This is a genomic window from Daejeonella sp. (genome assembly GCF_044232565.1).
Classification (GTDB): domain Bacteria; phylum Bacteroidota; class Bacteroidia; order Sphingobacteriales; family Sphingobacteriaceae; genus Daejeonella.
In genome coordinates, this window is sequence record NZ_JBIILQ010000038.1 from 1 (window position 1) to 16314 (window position 16314).

16 protein-coding genes and 1 pseudogene are annotated in these 16314 nt (G+C 35.0%); 6 read left to right on the plus strand and 11 right to left on the minus strand.

The window, feature by feature from the left end:
• From ACILQF_RS03750 to cmk, 4 genes and pseudogenes are all read right to left on the minus strand, one after another.
• Positions 1 to 445: pseudogene (locus tag ACILQF_RS03750) on the minus strand (aspartate carbamoyltransferase); the annotation flags it as partial.
• On the minus strand, positions 445 to 987 hold the full coding sequence (gene pyrR / locus ACILQF_RS03755; protein WP_395626075.1) for a bifunctional pyr operon transcriptional regulator/uracil phosphoribosyltransferase PyrR: 543 nt from the start codon (positions 985 to 987) through the stop codon (positions 445 to 447). The pseudogene ACILQF_RS03750 and the gene pyrR, both read right to left, overlap by 1 nt.
• Positions 988 to 1172: 185 nt before the next feature.
• Complete coding sequence (gene rpsA, locus ACILQF_RS03760) at positions 1173 to 3173, minus strand: 30S ribosomal protein S1 (protein WP_395626076.1); 2001 nt, start codon at positions 3171 to 3173, stop codon at positions 1173 to 1175.
• A gap of 308 nt (positions 3174 to 3481) precedes the next feature.
• Positions 3482 to 4156: a (d)CMP kinase gene (cmk, locus tag ACILQF_RS03765; protein ID WP_395626077.1), complete on the minus strand. Its 675-nt coding sequence runs from the start codon at positions 4154 to 4156 to the stop codon at positions 3482 to 3484.
• Positions 4157 to 4263: 107 nt separating this feature from the next.
• On the opposite strand from cmk, the gene arfB reads away from it, so the two are divergent.
• Positions 4264 to 4674, plus strand: coding sequence for an alternative ribosome rescue aminoacyl-tRNA hydrolase ArfB (arfB, locus tag ACILQF_RS03770; RefSeq protein ID WP_395626078.1), 411 nt, complete (start codon positions 4264 to 4266; stop codon positions 4672 to 4674).
• Positions 4675 to 4684: 10 nt separating this feature from the next.
• Here arfB and ACILQF_RS03775 read toward each other — a convergent pair whose 3' ends face one another.
• The 3 genes from ACILQF_RS03775 to lon are packed head-to-tail and all read right to left on the minus strand — an operon-like array spanning position 4685 to position 8741.
• Positions 4685 to 5650 carry a lipid A deacylase LpxR family protein gene (locus ACILQF_RS03775; RefSeq protein ID WP_395626079.1) on the minus strand — a complete coding sequence of 322 codons (966 nt, stop codon included), beginning with the start codon at positions 5648 to 5650 and terminating at the stop codon, positions 4685 to 4687.
• Between the two features lie 53 nt (positions 5651 to 5703).
• The gene (locus tag ACILQF_RS03780; protein ID WP_395626080.1) at positions 5704 to 6213 is read right to left on the minus strand and encodes a hypothetical protein; all 510 of its coding nucleotides are present in this window, start codon (positions 6211 to 6213) and stop codon (positions 5704 to 5706) included.
• 50 nt (positions 6214 to 6263) lie between these two features.
• Positions 6264 to 8741: an endopeptidase La gene (gene lon / locus ACILQF_RS03785; RefSeq protein ID WP_395626081.1), complete on the minus strand. Its 2478-nt coding sequence runs from the start codon at positions 8739 to 8741 to the stop codon at positions 6264 to 6266.
• A gap of 341 nt (positions 8742 to 9082) precedes the next feature.
• Here lon and ACILQF_RS03790 point away from each other — a divergent pair, with 341 nt between their 5' ends.
• Both ACILQF_RS03790 and ACILQF_RS03795 read left to right on the plus strand, forming a co-directional pair.
• A complete protein-coding gene (locus ACILQF_RS03790; RefSeq protein ID WP_395626082.1) occupies positions 9083 to 9697 on the plus strand; it encodes a tetratricopeptide repeat protein in 615 nt (204 codons plus the stop codon).
• Positions 9698 to 9822: 125 nt separating this feature from the next.
• On the plus strand, positions 9823 to 10098 hold the full coding sequence (locus ACILQF_RS03795; RefSeq protein WP_395626083.1) for a hypothetical protein: 276 nt from the start codon (positions 9823 to 9825) through the stop codon (positions 10096 to 10098).
• Between the two features lie 29 nt (positions 10099 to 10127).
• Here the strand turns inward: ACILQF_RS03795 and ACILQF_RS03800 are convergent, their stop codons facing one another.
• Together ACILQF_RS03800 and gpmI are read right to left on the minus strand one after the other, a co-directional pair.
• The gene (locus ACILQF_RS03800; RefSeq protein WP_395626084.1) at positions 10128 to 10655 is read right to left on the minus strand and encodes a hypothetical protein; all 528 of its coding nucleotides are present in this window, start codon (positions 10653 to 10655) and stop codon (positions 10128 to 10130) included.
• Positions 10655 to 12193: a 2,3-bisphosphoglycerate-independent phosphoglycerate mutase gene (gene gpmI, locus ACILQF_RS03805; protein ID WP_395626090.1), complete on the minus strand. Its 1539-nt coding sequence runs from the start codon at positions 12191 to 12193 to the stop codon at positions 10655 to 10657. The genes ACILQF_RS03800 and gpmI overlap by 1 nt, the downstream gene beginning before the upstream one ends.
• A 67-nt stretch (positions 12194 to 12260) precedes the next feature.
• On the opposite strand from gpmI, the gene ACILQF_RS03810 reads away from it, so the two are divergent.
• The 3 genes from ACILQF_RS03810 to plsY are packed head-to-tail and all read left to right on the plus strand — an operon-like array spanning position 12261 to position 14258.
• Positions 12261 to 12668 carry a DUF4783 domain-containing protein gene (locus ACILQF_RS03810; protein WP_395626085.1) on the plus strand — a complete coding sequence of 136 codons (408 nt, stop codon included), beginning with the start codon at positions 12261 to 12263 and terminating at the stop codon, positions 12666 to 12668.
• A gap of 36 nt (positions 12669 to 12704) precedes the next feature.
• The gene (gene nadC / locus ACILQF_RS03815; RefSeq protein WP_395626086.1) at positions 12705 to 13559 is read left to right on the plus strand and encodes a carboxylating nicotinate-nucleotide diphosphorylase; all 855 of its coding nucleotides are present in this window, start codon (positions 12705 to 12707) and stop codon (positions 13557 to 13559) included.
• 54 nt (positions 13560 to 13613) lie between these two features.
• A complete protein-coding gene (gene plsY, locus ACILQF_RS03820) occupies positions 13614 to 14258 on the plus strand; it encodes a glycerol-3-phosphate 1-O-acyltransferase PlsY (RefSeq protein ID WP_395626087.1) in 645 nt (214 codons plus the stop codon).
• 78 nt (positions 14259 to 14336) lie between these two features.
• Here the strand turns inward: plsY and ACILQF_RS03825 are convergent, their stop codons facing one another.
• On the minus strand, positions 14337 to 15605 hold the full coding sequence (locus ACILQF_RS03825) for an anthranilate synthase component I family protein (RefSeq protein ID WP_395626088.1): 1269 nt from the start codon (positions 15603 to 15605) through the stop codon (positions 14337 to 14339).
• A 44-nt stretch (positions 15606 to 15649) separates the two neighbouring features.
• Positions 15650 to 16314 (minus strand): adenylosuccinate synthetase (locus ACILQF_RS03830; protein ID WP_395626089.1); only part of this gene is annotated, 665 nt, incomplete at its 5' end.

The following is a 16314-nucleotide window of genomic DNA, read 5'->3' on the forward strand; positions in this document are numbered from 1 at the left end:
CATCGAGTAGGGCTTGGGTTGGATGTTCATGAGCGCCATCACCTGCGTTTACAATTTGCGCATTCACATGCTTACTTAAAAAGATACCGGCGCCTGGGTAGGGGTGTCTCATGACCACCATATCTACTTTCATAGCTAATATGTTATTTACTGTATCTATTAAGGTTTCGCCTTTGCTTACAGAAGATGAGGAGGCTGCAAAGTTGACTGTGTCTGCTGATAATCTTTTTTGGGCTAGTTCAAATGATAAGCGTGTTCGAGTGGAATTTTCGAAAAATATATTGGCAATGGTTATATCTCTTAATGATGGGACTTTCTTAATTGGCCTGTTAAGTACGTCTTTAAAGGTATCTGCAGTTTCAAATATTAATTCAATATCTCTGGTTGTGAGATCTTTTATGCCAAGCAGGTGTTTGGTACTTAAAGTATTAATTTGTTCTGCCATTATTTTTCTGATAGTAAGATCACTTTATCTTCATGATCTGTTTCTTTCCAGTTCACGATAACTTTTTGAGAATCAATGGTGTCAACTTTGATTCCTATATAATCTGCTTCAATTGGCAAATGCCTGGAGAAGCGTCTGTCGACCAGTGTTAACAACTCTACTTTCTCTGGTCGGCCAAATGACTGTATTGCATCCATTGCTGCGCGTATAGTTCTGCCGGTCCAAAGTACATCATCCACTAAGATTACTTTTTTGCCTTCAATAATAAAATTGATTTCAGTACTGCTGGGAATTAAGAGGCCTTCTTTGCGACGGAAATCATCTCGAAAAAAAGTAATGTCAAGGTTACCGCTCTCGATTATGATTTCGGGTAATATCTTTTTTAACTCGGTAATAATTCGTTTGGCAAGAAATACTCCTCGAGGTTGAATTCCTATGATAACTGAATTATTGAAATGATCGTGATTTTCAATTAACTGATGACAAAGGCGCTGGATTGTAATTTGGAATTTAGGACCGTCAAGCAGATTTAATGTTTGCATTAGTGGTTTAATTTGATCAAAAATATGAAAAATTATTTTACCCCAATTGAGAATTCTTTAATTTAATTTAGGATACGCATTAAAAATAGTAGAAATCCTCATTTTCTTTTTAATCTAAAAATATTTTACAAAAAAAAGGCCCTGATATAATCAGGGCCTTTGAAATATAAATAAAGCGTATGAGCTTATTCTTCTGTACTTTCTGCTGCTTCAGCACTAGCTGCTGCTGCGTCAGTTTCAGTTTTCTTTGTTTTTTTGGCTTTGCTTTCTGCACCTTCCATTTTCTCTTTCAATTGTGCCAATACACCAAGATCACCTAAAGTAGACTTCTCAACAGACTCCTTTACCTTTTTAACGGCAGTAGTAGTTGCTTTTGCTTCTTTCTTTTTAGCATTGAATTCTTCTTTGCGCTCTTCAGCTTTTGCCTCTTCCCAAATACGGGCATGAGAAACAACGATACGCTTAGAATCTTTGTTAAATTCAATGATTCTGAATTGGGCAGTCTCATCAGCTTTTACAGAAGTACCATCTTCTTTTGCCATGTGCTTTGTAGGAGCAAATCCTTCAACACCGTATGGCAATGCGATGATTGCACCTTTGTCTGTAACTTTTAAGACAGTTCCTTCATGGATTGACTCAAGAGTAAACACAGTTTCGAAAGTTTCCCAAGGATTTTCTTCTAACTGCTTATGGCCTAAGCTCAGTTTGCGGTTAGCCTCATCAAGTTCAAGAACAATCACATCAAGTTCTTCACCTACTTTAGTGAATTCATTTGGATGATTAACTTTCTTAGACCATGAAAGATCAGAAATATGGATTAAACCGTCGATACCTTCTTCAATCTCAACAAAAACACCAAAATTAGTCATGTTTTTAACAACAGCTTTGTGCTGACTTCCGATAGGATATCGCTCACCAATGTTTTTCCATGGATCTGGAGTAAGTTGCTTAATACCTAGGCTCATTTTACGCTCGTTACGATCTAATGTCAAAACTTGAGCTTCAACTTCATCACCAACTTTTAGGAATTCCTGTGGGTTACGAAGATTTTGAGACCATGACATTTCAGAAACGTGAATCAAGCCTTCAACACCTGGAGTGATTTCAAGGAATGCTCCGTAATCTGCAACAGTTACGATTCTTCCTTTAACTTTAGATCCAATTTCTAAGGTTGTATCTAAAGCCTCCCAAGGGTGAGGAGTTAATTGCTTTAATCCTAAGGCGATGCGTTTTTTCTCATCATCAAAGTCTAAAACAACCACGTTGATCTTTTGATCTAGTGCTAATACCTCACGCGGATGCTCTATGCGGCCCCATGAAATATCAGTTATGTGTAATAAACCGTCTACGCCACCAAGGTCAATAAACACACCGAAATCGGTAATATTTTTTACAGTACCCTCAAGTACTTGTCCTTTTTCAAGTTTCGCAACGATTTCAGTTTTTTGATTCTCTAAATCGTCTTCAATCAATACCTTGTGTGATACAACAACGTTTTTAAACTCATGGTTGATTTTTACAACCTTGAATTCCATTGTTTTACCTACATAAATATCGTAATCACGGATAGGCTTAATGTCAATTTGCGATCCCGGAAGGAAAGCTTCAACACCCATAATATCCACAATTAAACCACCTTTTGTACGGCTCTTTACAAAACCAGTGATGATTTTGTCTTGATCCAAGGCTTCATTGATTGTTTCCCATGAACGTTGTGTTTTTGCACGCTTACGAGATAATACCAACTGTCCGTTAGCATCTTCTTGCGACTCAACAAATACATCAACAGAATCACCAACTTTTAAGTCTGGTGTATCACGGAATTCAGATAATGAAACTAAACCATCAGATTTAAATCCGATGTTCAATACCACATCTTTGTTGTTGATCGATACAACAATACCCGAGATAATCTCGCCTTTGTTTATCGAATTGAAAGTTCCAGCATACATTTCTTCAAACTTTTCACGGTCTGCAGCACTGTAATTTCCAAAACCTTTATCATCCGCATCCCAGTCGAAATCGCCTGTTGGGGTGATTAATGTTTTTGATTTGATCTCTTCGATCGACACAGAATCAGCTTCTGATTCAATGGTTTCCTTTTGTTTAACCGTAGTGGTCTCTTCGCCTTGAAGTTCCGCTTGTTTAGCAGTTAACTCCTTTTCAGCTTCTAGTTTTTTAGCCATTAATTAATTTATCTCCTTTTTCCGATCTTAAATCGGACTGCAAAGGTAGAAAAATTCATTTTTATTAAAAAACATTTTATGCTTTATTTTCAATTAATTTTAAATGGAACTAACTGATTGTTATTGTTTTATTTTTTATTTGCCTTATTTTAATAAAAAATAGTCTTTTTGAAGAAATACTGGAAAATTAATGCTCACATTTTTTTTTGCTGTTTTATTAATTTCTTAGCCATTTCACTCCTTAAAAAAGGAATAAATCAATATACCAAGTTGAGAAATAAGTTTATCCAAAGAAAGGTTGAGCTTTATTATTTATCTATTAATCTGATGTGTTCTAAGGCAAATTCTAATTGCTGAGCCTCATCTATTGTGCTATTGTCGAGCACAATAGCATCTTGGGCCTGTAAAAGAGGACTCTCCTTACGAGTTGTATCCTGAAAGTCGCGTTTGGTAAGGTTCTCAAAAATTTCTTCTATGTTTACCTGTTCTCCCTTACCAATAAGCTCATTATATCTTCTTTCAGTTCTGATTTTTGGATCAGCAGTCATAAATAGCTTAAGATCTGCATTAGGGAATACTACGGTTCCAATATCTCGTCCATCCATCACTATACTGCCTGATTTGCCCATTCTTTGCTGCTGCCTCACCATTTCAAAACGAACCTCTTTTATGGCACTTATCGTACTTACTTTCTCTGCTATATGCATCTGGCGGATTTCTTTTGAAACATCTTCACCATTTAGCATAATTAATGTCTGATTATTTAGAGTTTGAAAGTCTATATGAATATTATTTAAAGCTTCTTTTACCAATTTAGAGTTTTCCAAATCAATATTATTTCGCAAAAAATATAGGGTTACAGCGCGGTACATGGCGCCACTGTCAATATAGATGAAGTTCAATTTCTTGGCCAAAGCTTTTGCTAAGGTGCTTTTACCACAGGAAGAATAACCATCAATGGCTATGACAATGTTTTTGTTCATTCATGCAAAAATAGGATTTGGATCGGATATTTGAACTCAATTATTGTATTTCTAAAATAATTATTTTTTATCAAGAGGCATTTATTTTCTAATAAGTATTTTTGTGAATGGCACTCTCAAAGCAAGATATATTAAAAGAATTGACTTTCAAAACCTCCAGAAGTGGTGGCAAAGGCGGGCAGCATGTAAATAAGGTTTCCACTAAAGTTGAGCTTAATTTTAATTTGAGGTTAAGTTCACTCTTTACCGAGGAGGAAAAGAGTCGCTTATTCCAAAAACTCGCTAATCGTATCAACTCTGAAGGTATTCTTCAGGTTATAACCGAAGAGGAGAGGAGCCAGCTTCAAAACAAAGAGCGCAGCGTACAAAAACTACTTGTTTTATTAAAAACTGCTTTATTCCTACCCAAAATGAGGAAAGCTAGTAAACCAAAACGTTCTGCAATTGAAAAAAGGCTAAAATCAAAGCAAATAACTTCCCTTAAAAAGATTAATCGTAAAAACGATTGGAATGATTAAGAACTGTCAATCAATTAAATCTGTAAAATAATGCAATGGAGCCATATTGATGTGGTTTTGCATTACTTTTTACTTCTCTAGTTTTAAACAGTACTGAAAAGTCGGCTGTAATTCTATTCATTGAGTAAGTTATACCTAACTGCTGACTGAATACTAAGGGTTTTGCATCAAATACAATCGGCCCTTTATCTTTATTAAAGAGTCCTCCTTGTATTGTAGCATCATAAATCACATAATTCAGCATCGGTTTTGCATAAAAAAAGAATTCTTTTTCAATAAGATCTTTTTGAGTAGTAGTGTTAGAAATTCGGCTTTGAGAGGTGGCAGACTTAAATAAAGGATTGATACTTCCTGAACGGAATGTTAGTCCCACGCCGGTTCCAGTAAAGGTATTTCCAATATTTATATAGGAATTGGCTGTAAAATCCACTTTATCATTTGCAAAGCGATTAATTAGGTAATTATATTCAGCTGATGCATTGATTGCCAATTCATTATTAACCTGCCATTGCCATCCTTCAATTTCATAGAAACCAATCACCTTATGCATTAATTCTTGTGCTTCTTTGGCGAGAGACGATGGACCGATAGTCCCGCCATTTAAGCTCAGTTTTAAATTATTTTCCGATTGATATAATAAATTTAAAGAGATACCTCCATATAGATAACCTGCAAAAGGGCGATCCACATAAATGCTATTCGAAATGCTTCCTGATTGTGGATTGAATATTTTTTGTCCCGCCTCCAATTCAAGAATAATCTTATTGAGATTCTTGTTTTTGAATTTCAATGCATTGAGGGCCGTTCTAAAATTCAGGGCTAATCCGTTGGTATAATAACGATCTTGTCCTCCAGCTAAATAAGAATCATTTTCACTTCTAAAACCAAATTCGCTTTTATAGTTAATTTTTTGTGCTTGTATTGAAAACAATGAAAAACATAAACTAATTGTAAGCAGTAAAATTGATTTCTTCATGTACAAGATTCCTATAAAATACTGGCTAATAGTCGTTTTGCAATGTCTTTTTTTTAGAAGCTATATCCCAAACTTAACCCAGCGTAGTAGGGGATAAAAAAATCTTTGTTAAATATGGGTGTGAGTCCCGCACGAAATGAAAATCCCTTATCTACAGGCTGCAGACGATAGGAAAAGCTCATAGTGCCAATAATATTACTTTGGTTTTTGTCGAATAAGAATGACTCATCATCTCCACCAGTTACTAATAAAGATGCACCCAAACCCATTTCAAAAAAATGTCTGCCTTTACCTAGTAGGTAATTTAAAGCTACCGGTACTGTTGTGGCGTTATCACCACCTTCAGCGATATAGCCTATACCTATACGGCCGCCTAAGCCGTCTCTTCTATTTGAAAAACGTGAATCATAGTTAGCTGTAAATAAGATTCCCTGCCCACCTAGCTCAACAAATATATTTTGAGCTCGATTTTGATTGCCTTTATTTTCTATTGTTTGAGCGTTTACAAAACTATTAGAGAATAAATAGACAAAGGTTAATATAATAAAAGATCCTGTTTTCATAATGTGATATCTTAAATGTTTTTTTAATAATATTTAAAATTAGTATAAATTTAAACAACTGCAGAGTTTGGTGAGTTTTTAACTGTAATATCTAAGGCTTCCTTTACCTTATCTCTACTTAAGGCGAGTTCGATTACTTCCTTCATCTCAGTTACATAGTGAAAATGAAGATCCTTGATATAATCCTCTTTAATTTCAAGAATATCTTTTCTATTTGATTTGGAAAGGATAATCTCTTTAATATTTGCTCTTTTGGCAGCCAGAATTTTTTCCTTAATGCCGCCAACAGGCAATACTTTTCCACGAAGAGTAATTTCTCCTGTCATGGCTAAATGAGGCTTCACTTTCCGCTGTGTGAATGCGGAAGTTAGGGCAGTTAACATGGTTATGCCAGCAGATGGACCATCTTTTGGTGTGGCACCTGCCGGTACATGTACATGGACATCCCACTGATCAAAAAGACGGAAATCAATATTAAATTTCAATGCATTGGCACGTAAATAAGCCATGGCAATGGTGGCTGATTCTTTCATTACATCGCCTAAATTGCCCGTTAAAGATAATTTTCCTTTTCCAGGGCTCAAACTGGCTTCAATAAATAGAATATCGCCACCCACTTGGGTCCAAGCTAGACCTGTTACTACTCCAGCAACCTCATTACCTTCGTAGAGGTCTTTATCGTAAATTGGCGGCCCTAGAATGGTTTCAACATCAGACTTGCTAATGATTGGGTTATACTCCACGTCCATGGCAACTTTGGTGGCTACACCTCGTACCAGTGAGCCTATTTTTTTCTCTAAACCACGAACACCAGATTCGCGAGTATAATCTTCAATTACCTTTTCAATTACAGTACTCTTTAATGAAATGTCTTTTGAATTAATACCGTGCTGTTCGCGTTGCTTAGGTAATAAATGTTGTTTGGCGATTTCGATTTTCTCTTCAATAGTATAGCCATTAACCTCAATAATTTCCATTCGGTCTAATAAGGCAGGCTGTATCGAGCTTAATGAATTTGCTGTCGCGATAAACATGACGCTTGATAGATCATAATCAATTTCTACATAATGATCATAAAATGCGCTATTTTGTTCAGGGTCAAGCACTTCTAGTAAAGCAGATGATGGGTCGCCACGAAAATCGTTCCCAACCTTATCAATTTCATCTAAAACAAAAACAGGATTTGAGGAACCAGCTTTTTTGATAGATTGAATGATTCTTCCAGGCATGGCGCCAATATAAGTTTTGCGATGACCTCTTATCTCTGCTTCATCTCTAATTCCCCCTAAAGCCATTCTGACATATTTTCTGCCCAAAGCTTTGGCAATAGATTTTCCTAGAGAAGTCTTTCCCACTCCCGGAGGACCCACTAAGCAAAGAATAGGGGCCTTCATATTATGTTTGAGCTTCAAAACAGCCAAGTATTCAATAATTCGTTGTTTAACTTTTTCAAGTCCGTAATGTTCCTTTTCTAATACCTTGCCCGCCCTTTTCAAGTCAAAATTATCCTTTGTGAAGTCGTTCCAAGGAAGATCAAGTAACAATTCAAGGTAATTGATTTGAATGGAATAATCTGCTGCTGCTGGATTCATTCTAGCTAATTTCTCAATTTCTTTATTGAAATGATTAAAGGCATCAGCATTCCATTTTTTTCTTGTTGCTCTAAGACGTAAGTTTTCAACTTCCAAATCGGGTGAGTTGCCACCTAGCTCCTCTTGGATTGTTTTTAGTTGTTGATTTAGGAAATAATCTCTCTGCTGTTTATCTAAATCTACCCTGACTTTTGATTGAATTTGATTTTTGAGCTCTTGCATTTGTAGCTCTTGGGTTAGGTGACCAAGAACCATTTTGGCACGTTCATGAAGGTTCACAACCTCAAGCATTTGCTGCTTGGCGGCCACGTCGGCATTCATGTTGGAGGAAATAAAGTTGATTAGAAAGGAAGAACTTTCTATGTTTTTTATGGCGATTCCAGCTTCACTTGGAATATTTGGTGAAAGATCGATTATCTGCATAGCCATCTCTTTTATGGAGGCCATGAGTGCTTTAAATTCTTTATCTGTTTTTGGGCGTACTTCTTCAAATTTTTGTATTGTAGCCTTAATGTATGGTTCGCTTTGAACCTCCTCATTTAAACGAAATCGTTGCTTACCTTGAATAATCACGGTTGTATTTCCGTCAGGCATTTGAAGCATTTTGATAATCAATGCAACTGTGCCTACCTGATTTAATTGCTCAAACGTGGGATCTTCAATGCCCACATCTCTTTGAGATACAACGCCAATGATTCTATCACCTCGATAAGCATCCTTAATTAATTTAATTGATTTATCTCTACCAACAGTAATAGGTATTACCACACCAGGAAACAAAACGGTGTTTCTTAAAGGTAAAATCGACAAAATGTCGGGTGTCTGTTCATTGTTCATTTCCTCTTCATCTTCTTGAGACATTAGCGGAAAGAACTCAGTATCTTCATTAATTAAGGGCAAAGTACGGTTAAAGTCAAAGTTGTCGTAGTTACTCATCTATATTTTTATAACGTCATAATGACAGTTAAATTGATTCAAGGGCGATAAAAATAGCCTCTTTCTAAAAGTACAAGCTATGTGCCAATTCCACTTCTTTGATAAAAAAGTCAGAATCAAGATGGATTTCCGCCAATTCTACAGATTGTTTTTATTTATTTTCATTTAAAAGTATACATTGTTGTCATTTCTGCCATTTATTGATCGAAATTCAGATTAATTATTTAAGCCCAATTGTGGTAAATAACAAATTCTTTTTTCTTCTGTTTTATAAATTTGTACATTTAAAATATTAATGGCTTTGTTCCGTTAAGAATCAATATAATTTTGCGCCAATTAAAATGAAATTATTCTTAGGTTTATTTTTTATCATTTTTACTGCGAATACCACATTCGCTCAAACTTCCTACCATAAAATGGGGCAAAAAGCTCTAATTGATGGTGATTTCAAATCAGCAGTTAGTCATCTTGAAAAAGCACTTGCCGCAGACTCTTCAGATGTGAACACTCTTTATATGTTGGGCTATTCTTATTATCATGCCGCTAGCTACAAAGCAGCTATAAATACCTTTAATAAGGTAATTTCCATAAAGCCAGGAGATAATAGTGCTTTTTATTACCGTGGTAAAGCGAGCAATAATTTAGCTAACGAAACGAAGGGTATTTTAAATACAGATCGTGAGAAGCTTCTCCTTTCGTCTATTAAAGATTTCACAAAAGCCATAGAGTTAAATCCCGACGATGTGAAACTTTTTCAGAATAGAGCGGTGGCTCATAGAGATTACGGAGTTTTAAAAGGTCAAAAGATTCCAAACTTTTATGATAAGAATAAAGCAATCAGCTCTTTTAGATCCTGCATTGCAGATTTTGAAAAGGTTTTGTCAATTACACCCGATCGTCGTGATATAATCACTCAATTGGCTGATGCAAAAGCATATTTACAGAACTTAAAATAACCAACTATTCATTTTTAAAATTCTTTTAGATACTATCGTTCCCTAATGTTTTCATGATTAGCTCCATCCGAAAATTTGAAAATTTACATATCGCTTTTTGGCTGATTAAAGATACTTGTTGGGTAATGGATTTACGGTTTTTAGGCGTATTCATGATTTTCCCTACTCTTTTCTTGGCATTTTACATTACCTACAAATTTAGAAAACAAGTATCCGAGTTTTTTCATAATTTGGCAGTTTGCCTTTGGATTATTGCCAATACTACATGGATGTTGGGGGAGTTTTTTTTTAATGATGCCTTTAGGCCTTACTCGACCGTTTTTTTTGTTTTGGGACTTTTAGTTATTGCTTATTATTATTTGTTTTTATACAAAAATTTAAAAGCCGATTCTGCCGATTAGTAAGTTTTTTTACAAACAATTCTAAGTCTTTACTTAATTATTTCAGCCTTAATTAATAAATTATTTTTTCCTAATAGCAATACGCTTTGACTCTTCTCTATGCTATAAGCGGAATCTGGGATATAGATTAATATCTCCGTTGATTCGTACAAATTATTTTTGTTTATATTTTTAATGTAGAATCGAGTGGGTTTACCATTTACGTCTTTATTGATTTGAATTTCTTTGGTTCTTAGTCCAGAATCGATAGAATGATAGGAGGTTTTAAGAGGATCATCAATAATTTTATAACTATCCTTCCAAGCTGGCTTATTGATATCCGAAGCAATAAAAAGAATAAATTCATCCTGCCAATTGATCGAAATTTCGCTTTTGCTTTCTGAAGTTCTATTCTGCTGAATTGTTTTATTTACAAGGGTTTTATTCTTTGTTAAACGTTTTGCTTCGGACTCGAAAAAAGCTTTTATGTCTGTATAAACAAGTTTAGAAGGTTTCTCTTTAGCCTGGTTACAAGATGCTAAAATTAGTAAAAATATAAAAAATCCTATTTGTCGCATTAAGAAACAAGGATATTTCCAGTCATTATTTCTGGAGGAGTTATGCCCATAATTTTTAATATACTTGGACCAATATCTCCAAGTTTCCCATCCTTAATTTGAGTATAATCTTTATCAATTAATATGCAAGGGACAAGATTTGTTGTATGGGCGGTATTTGGAGAGCCATCCGAATTGACCATGAAATCTGCATTGCCATGATCAGCTAAAATTATAAATGAATACCCATTTTTTATACCACATTCAACTACTTTTTGAAGGCAATGGTCAACTGTTTCAACAGCTTTAACCACAGCGCTAAATACTCCAGTATGCCCAACCATGTCCGGATTTGCAAAATTAAGACATACGAAGTCTGGCCATTTATCTTCAAGTTCAACACATATAGCATCTGCTATTTGTACTGCACTCATCTCCGGTTGCAAATCGTAAGTAGCAACTTTAGGTGAAGGAATTAATATTCTTTTTTCATTTAGAAATTCTTTTTCTCTTCCCCCTGAGAAGAAAAAAGTAACATGTGGATATTTTTCTGTTTCGGCGATTCTAATTTGTTTTTTATTGTTTTTTTCAAGAATAGCCCCTAATGTTTCACTAAGGTCGTCTTTTGCGAAAACCACATGAACATTTTTGAACTTCTCATCATAACTTGTGAAAGTTACATAGTAAAGGTCAAGTGGTTTCATTTCCTGTTCAGGAAATGCCTGTTGCGTTAAAACCGTGGTTATTTCTCTGCCTCTGTCGGTTCTGAAATTAAAGCAAATAACCACATCTCCTTCTTCTATTTTGCCGATTGGGAGTCCGTCATTATCTATTTTGACTATTGGTTGTATAAATTCGTCACTCACTCCCTCATCATATGAACTTTGGATGCTTTCTGAAATATCATTACTTGGTTTCCCTTTACCTTGTACAAGAAGGTCATAGGCTAGTTTAACGCGTTCCCAACGATTATCCCTATCCATGGCATAATAGCGTCCTATAACAGATGCAATAGTACCTGATGAGTTTTGTAAATGATTTTCAAGCTCTAAAATAAATTGTAGACCAGAATTGGGATCTGTGTCACGACCATCCATAAAGGCATGGATAAATACATTTTTTACTTGATTGTCTTTTGCAGCATCGCACAATCCTTTTAAATGATCAATATGTGAATGCACACCACCATTAGATAACAGACCAATAAAGTGAACATTTTTATTTTCCTGCTTCGCATAATCGAAGGCGGATTTCAAAACAGGATGCATTACTAATTCATTGTCTTTTACCGCTTTATTGATTCTACCCAATTCTTGGTAAACCACTCTTCCTGCACCGAGATTCATGTGACCCACTTCAGAATTACCCATTTGACCCGCCGGTAAGCCAACAGCTTCCCCAGATGCCTCTAATTTAGAATTTGGGTATTTTTGAATAAGTTGATCAAAAAAGGGTGTATTTGCTGCACTTACAGCATCAGATTTATCATGTTTCCCATACCCCCATCCATCGAGGATTAAAAGAATTGCTTTTTTATTTTCCACATTACAAATATACATTGACTGATTAAAATAATCCACATAATTTAAATTATGGCTTAATTATTGATTTGCTTGGTATAATAATATGGGAACTTTAACATTTCAAATCTTTCTTTCTTTTCTAGTTTTATTTTTACCTTTTCAAGGTCAAAAACCTGATTCTATTGATGCTATAGCTGGTTTTTTGAAAGGATCTGACAGTCGGAGTATTGCCTCATTTTTTGCGCCAATAATAGAAATGAATATTCTTTCTGAAGAGAATGAGTATTCAAAAGCACAGGCAGAGCTCATTTTGCGTGATTTTTTATTGAAAAACAAACCCACAACATTAAAAATTATTCATCGACTAAATTCAAATCCTAACTATCGATTTGCTGTGTTTTCAGTTCAAAGCGTGGACAATAAGTTTAGAATTTCTATTTCTATGGCAAAAGATGATGATTCTTTTCATATTAAGGTGATTAGGATAGAATATGACAAAGAACAATATTAATGAGATAATTTCTATTTTTGTGGCCAAGCTAATTACATGAATTTAGATAAAAATTTTTTAGTACCGTTTATTCAAAATGCGCTGGCCGAGGATGTGGGAGACGGCGACCATACGTCACTGTCAACAATCCCACAAGGGCAACAAGGGAAAGCTAAATTGTTGATTAAAGATTCGGGCATCATTGCAGGTATTGAAGTCGCTTTAGAAATATTTAAGGTTGTTGATCCTGCACTAAGAGTTGAAATATTCTTTTCTGATGGTCAGACTGTTAAACCTGGTGACATAATTTTTTTTGTTTCTGGCAGTGTTCATTCAATTTTAAAGGCAGAGCGTTTGGTTTTAAATACTATGCAAAGAATGAGTGGTATTGCTACTAAAACGAATTCTATTGTAAAAATTTTAGAGGACACAAACACTAAGGTCCTAGATACTCGAAAAACTACTCCAGGATTACGTTATTTAGAGAAGTTATCCGTAATAATTGGGGGAGGAGTAAACCATCGTTTCGGACTATATGATATGATTTTGATTAAAGATAATCACGTAGATTATGCTGGTGGAATTTATAATGCAATTCATTCGGTTCATGACTATTTGAAAGTGAAACAGCTCTCAATTTCTGTAGAAATAGAAGTTAGAAATTTGCAGGAATTGATGCAAGTAATCGAAATTGGCTCAGTTGATAGGATATTATTAGATAATTTTGATTTTTTAACGCTCAAAAAGGCGGTTGATCTTATTAATGGATCTTTTGTTACTGAAGCTTCTGGAGGAATTACTGAAAATAATGTTTTGGAATATGCAAAATGTGGCGTTGATTACGTATCTATGGGTGCTTTAACACATTCCGTAAGGAGTCTAGATATGAGCTTAAAAGCTGTAAATTCTTAAAAAAAATAAAAATTTAGTCATTACACCTGATTGAATTAGTATTATTGTAGCCTAATGATTTCAATTTATTCCATTTCTGCATTGATTTTTGCATACCTTTTTGGTTCAATTCCTACTGCTGTGTGGATAGGTCAGGCCTTTTATGGCATTGATGTAAGAGAATATGGGAGTGGAAATGCAGGTGCAACCAATACTTTTAGAGTTTTAGGTAAAAAAGCAGGAATTGCAGTAATGATTCTTGATATTTTGAAAGGTTATACCGCAACTAACCTAGCTTATCTCATTGGATTATCCGTTACTGGTCCGCAAAACTCTGTACAATTTGTGAATTATCAACTTGCATTGGGTATTACAGCAGTTATGGGTCATTTGTTCCCTATTTTTGCTGGATTTAGAGGTGGTAAAGGTATTGCTACTTTATTTGGGATGATTGTAGCGGTACATACTGGCGCTGCCCTAGTTTGTGTGCTCACTTTTATATTAGTTTTACTGATTTCTAAATATGTTTCACTGAGTTCAATTGTTTCTGGATTCTCTTTTCCATTAAGTATTATCTTTATTTTTCAATCTCCGATTCGCTCTGTAGTTCTATATGGAATGTGTATCTGTATTTTAATTCTTGTAACACATCAGAAAAATATCGAACGTTTAATAAAAGGAAAAGAATCAAGAGTGAATCTTTTTAAACGTAAAGACTAAAAATCTACTCTTTACAAATACTTCATTTAGCTATTTCTTCTAAATAGATCGAAATCAATATTCTTGTTCATTATTTTTTCAGGATAGAACCTCAGTAATCGCTTTTCCTTTTAAAATGCATTCTTCATATTCCTTTTCTGGGTCGGAGTCAAGCGTTATTGCACTTCCAACATGAAAAGATAAATAGTTCGAATCTTCATCATAAAGTATTGTTCGAATAACTACATTGAAATCGAAATCTCCATTGGGGGCAAAATATCCAAGTGCGCCCGAATAAACACCGCGTTTACTACGTTCGTATTTTTCGGCAAGTTGCATGGCACTTATTTTTGGAGCCCCAGTCATTGATCCCATAGGGAAGGTGTTTGAAATTATTGTGGCATTTGATAGTTCTTCTTGTGCATCACATACTACCGTAGAAATCATTTGATGCACTTGCTTAAAACTGTATAATCCGAAAAGTTCTTCCACTTTTACTGTTCCTGCTTTGGCGCTTTTCGTTAAATCGTTTCTAACTAAATCAACAATCATCACGTTCTCTGAACGCTCTTTTTCGTTTTCTAGAAGCGATTTTTTTTGTTCTTCATCTTGTATCGCATCTGTTTTTCTTGAACTTGTACCTTTTATTGGCTGACTAATTATTTTGTTTCCTCTACGGCTTAGGAAACGTTCTGGAGTTGCCGAAAGAATGTGTTTGCCACTTGATTTAAAATAACTAGCAAAGGGTGTAGGAGAGAGTTTATTAAGCTTAGAAAAGGTATCTAATGGATTGATGTTTGTATTTTCGGCATAAAACTCCTGGCAAAAATTTATTTCATAAATATCTCCTCGCTGAATATGTTTCTGGATCTCTTTAACGGTTTCGATGTATTCGTTTCTGCTAAAGCGACTTTGGATTTGGTTTTTTTGCGGTAGCGATTTGAAATTTGGTATTTCAAATTCATTTAACGCTTTCCAAATTTCATCTGGTTGATCACTGTCGATTTGAATCTCATTTCCTTTGATTAAAATCGTGTGCTGTGGCAAGAAAAAGTTAAAATCCGGAAATTTTAAATGGTCTGGATTGTTGGAAAATAAATTTTCAGCTTCATTTTTAAGGTCATAAGCAAAATACCCAATTGAGTAGGCGTCATTCTCTGATAAAAAGCTATTCAATTGATTAAAAGAGCCTTTTTCTGAATAAATAAGCTCTTTTTTTACTCCTGCAGCAATTAATGAATCAAATGCGGAATAAGGGTCATTATAATGATTTGAATCAAAATAGCAGGCTGTGGAAAACGAGTCTGCCCAATGTAAGCCTCTAAGTTTTAGGATATCCGTTTGATTAGAATAAAAAACCTTTAACATAGATACATTAATTCATAATTACTGCAGAAAAATTAAGCTTTTAATTAGCAAAGGGTTAGCGTTTGCACGCGATCTGGTCCCACAGAAAGATATTTTACCGGCACTTCTAGGTGTTTCTCAAGGTAGTTGATATAGTTTTTTAACTTCTGTGGAATCTCATCAATCCCACGAATACCTGTAATATCTTCTGCCCAACCCGGAATTGCTTCAAAAATAGGCTCTGCTTTCAGTGCATTGATATCATAAGGCATGTAGTCGATAATTTCACCATTATATTTATAATGTGTGCAGGCATATATGGTTTCAAAACCACTGAGTACATCAGCTTTGGTCATAACCATCTCAGTAACCCCATTCAGCATAATTGCGTATTTCAATGCAGGTAGGTCGATCCATCCACAGCGGCGAGGTCTGCCAGTTGTTGCACCAAATTCATGTCCAATTCTTCTTAGCTCTTCTCCAGTCTCATTTTCTAATTCAGTAGGGAATGGGCCGCTTCCCACTCTTGTACAATATGCTTTAAAAATGCCTATTACACTGCCTATATTTTTTGGCGCAACACCTAATCCGGTACAAGCACCGGCAGTAGTTGTATTTGATGACGTTACAAATGGATATGAACCAAAATCGATATCTAGCATTGTTCCTTGTGCACCTTCAGCTAAAACTTTCTTGCCTTCCTTTAAATATTGATTTACAAAATGTTCAC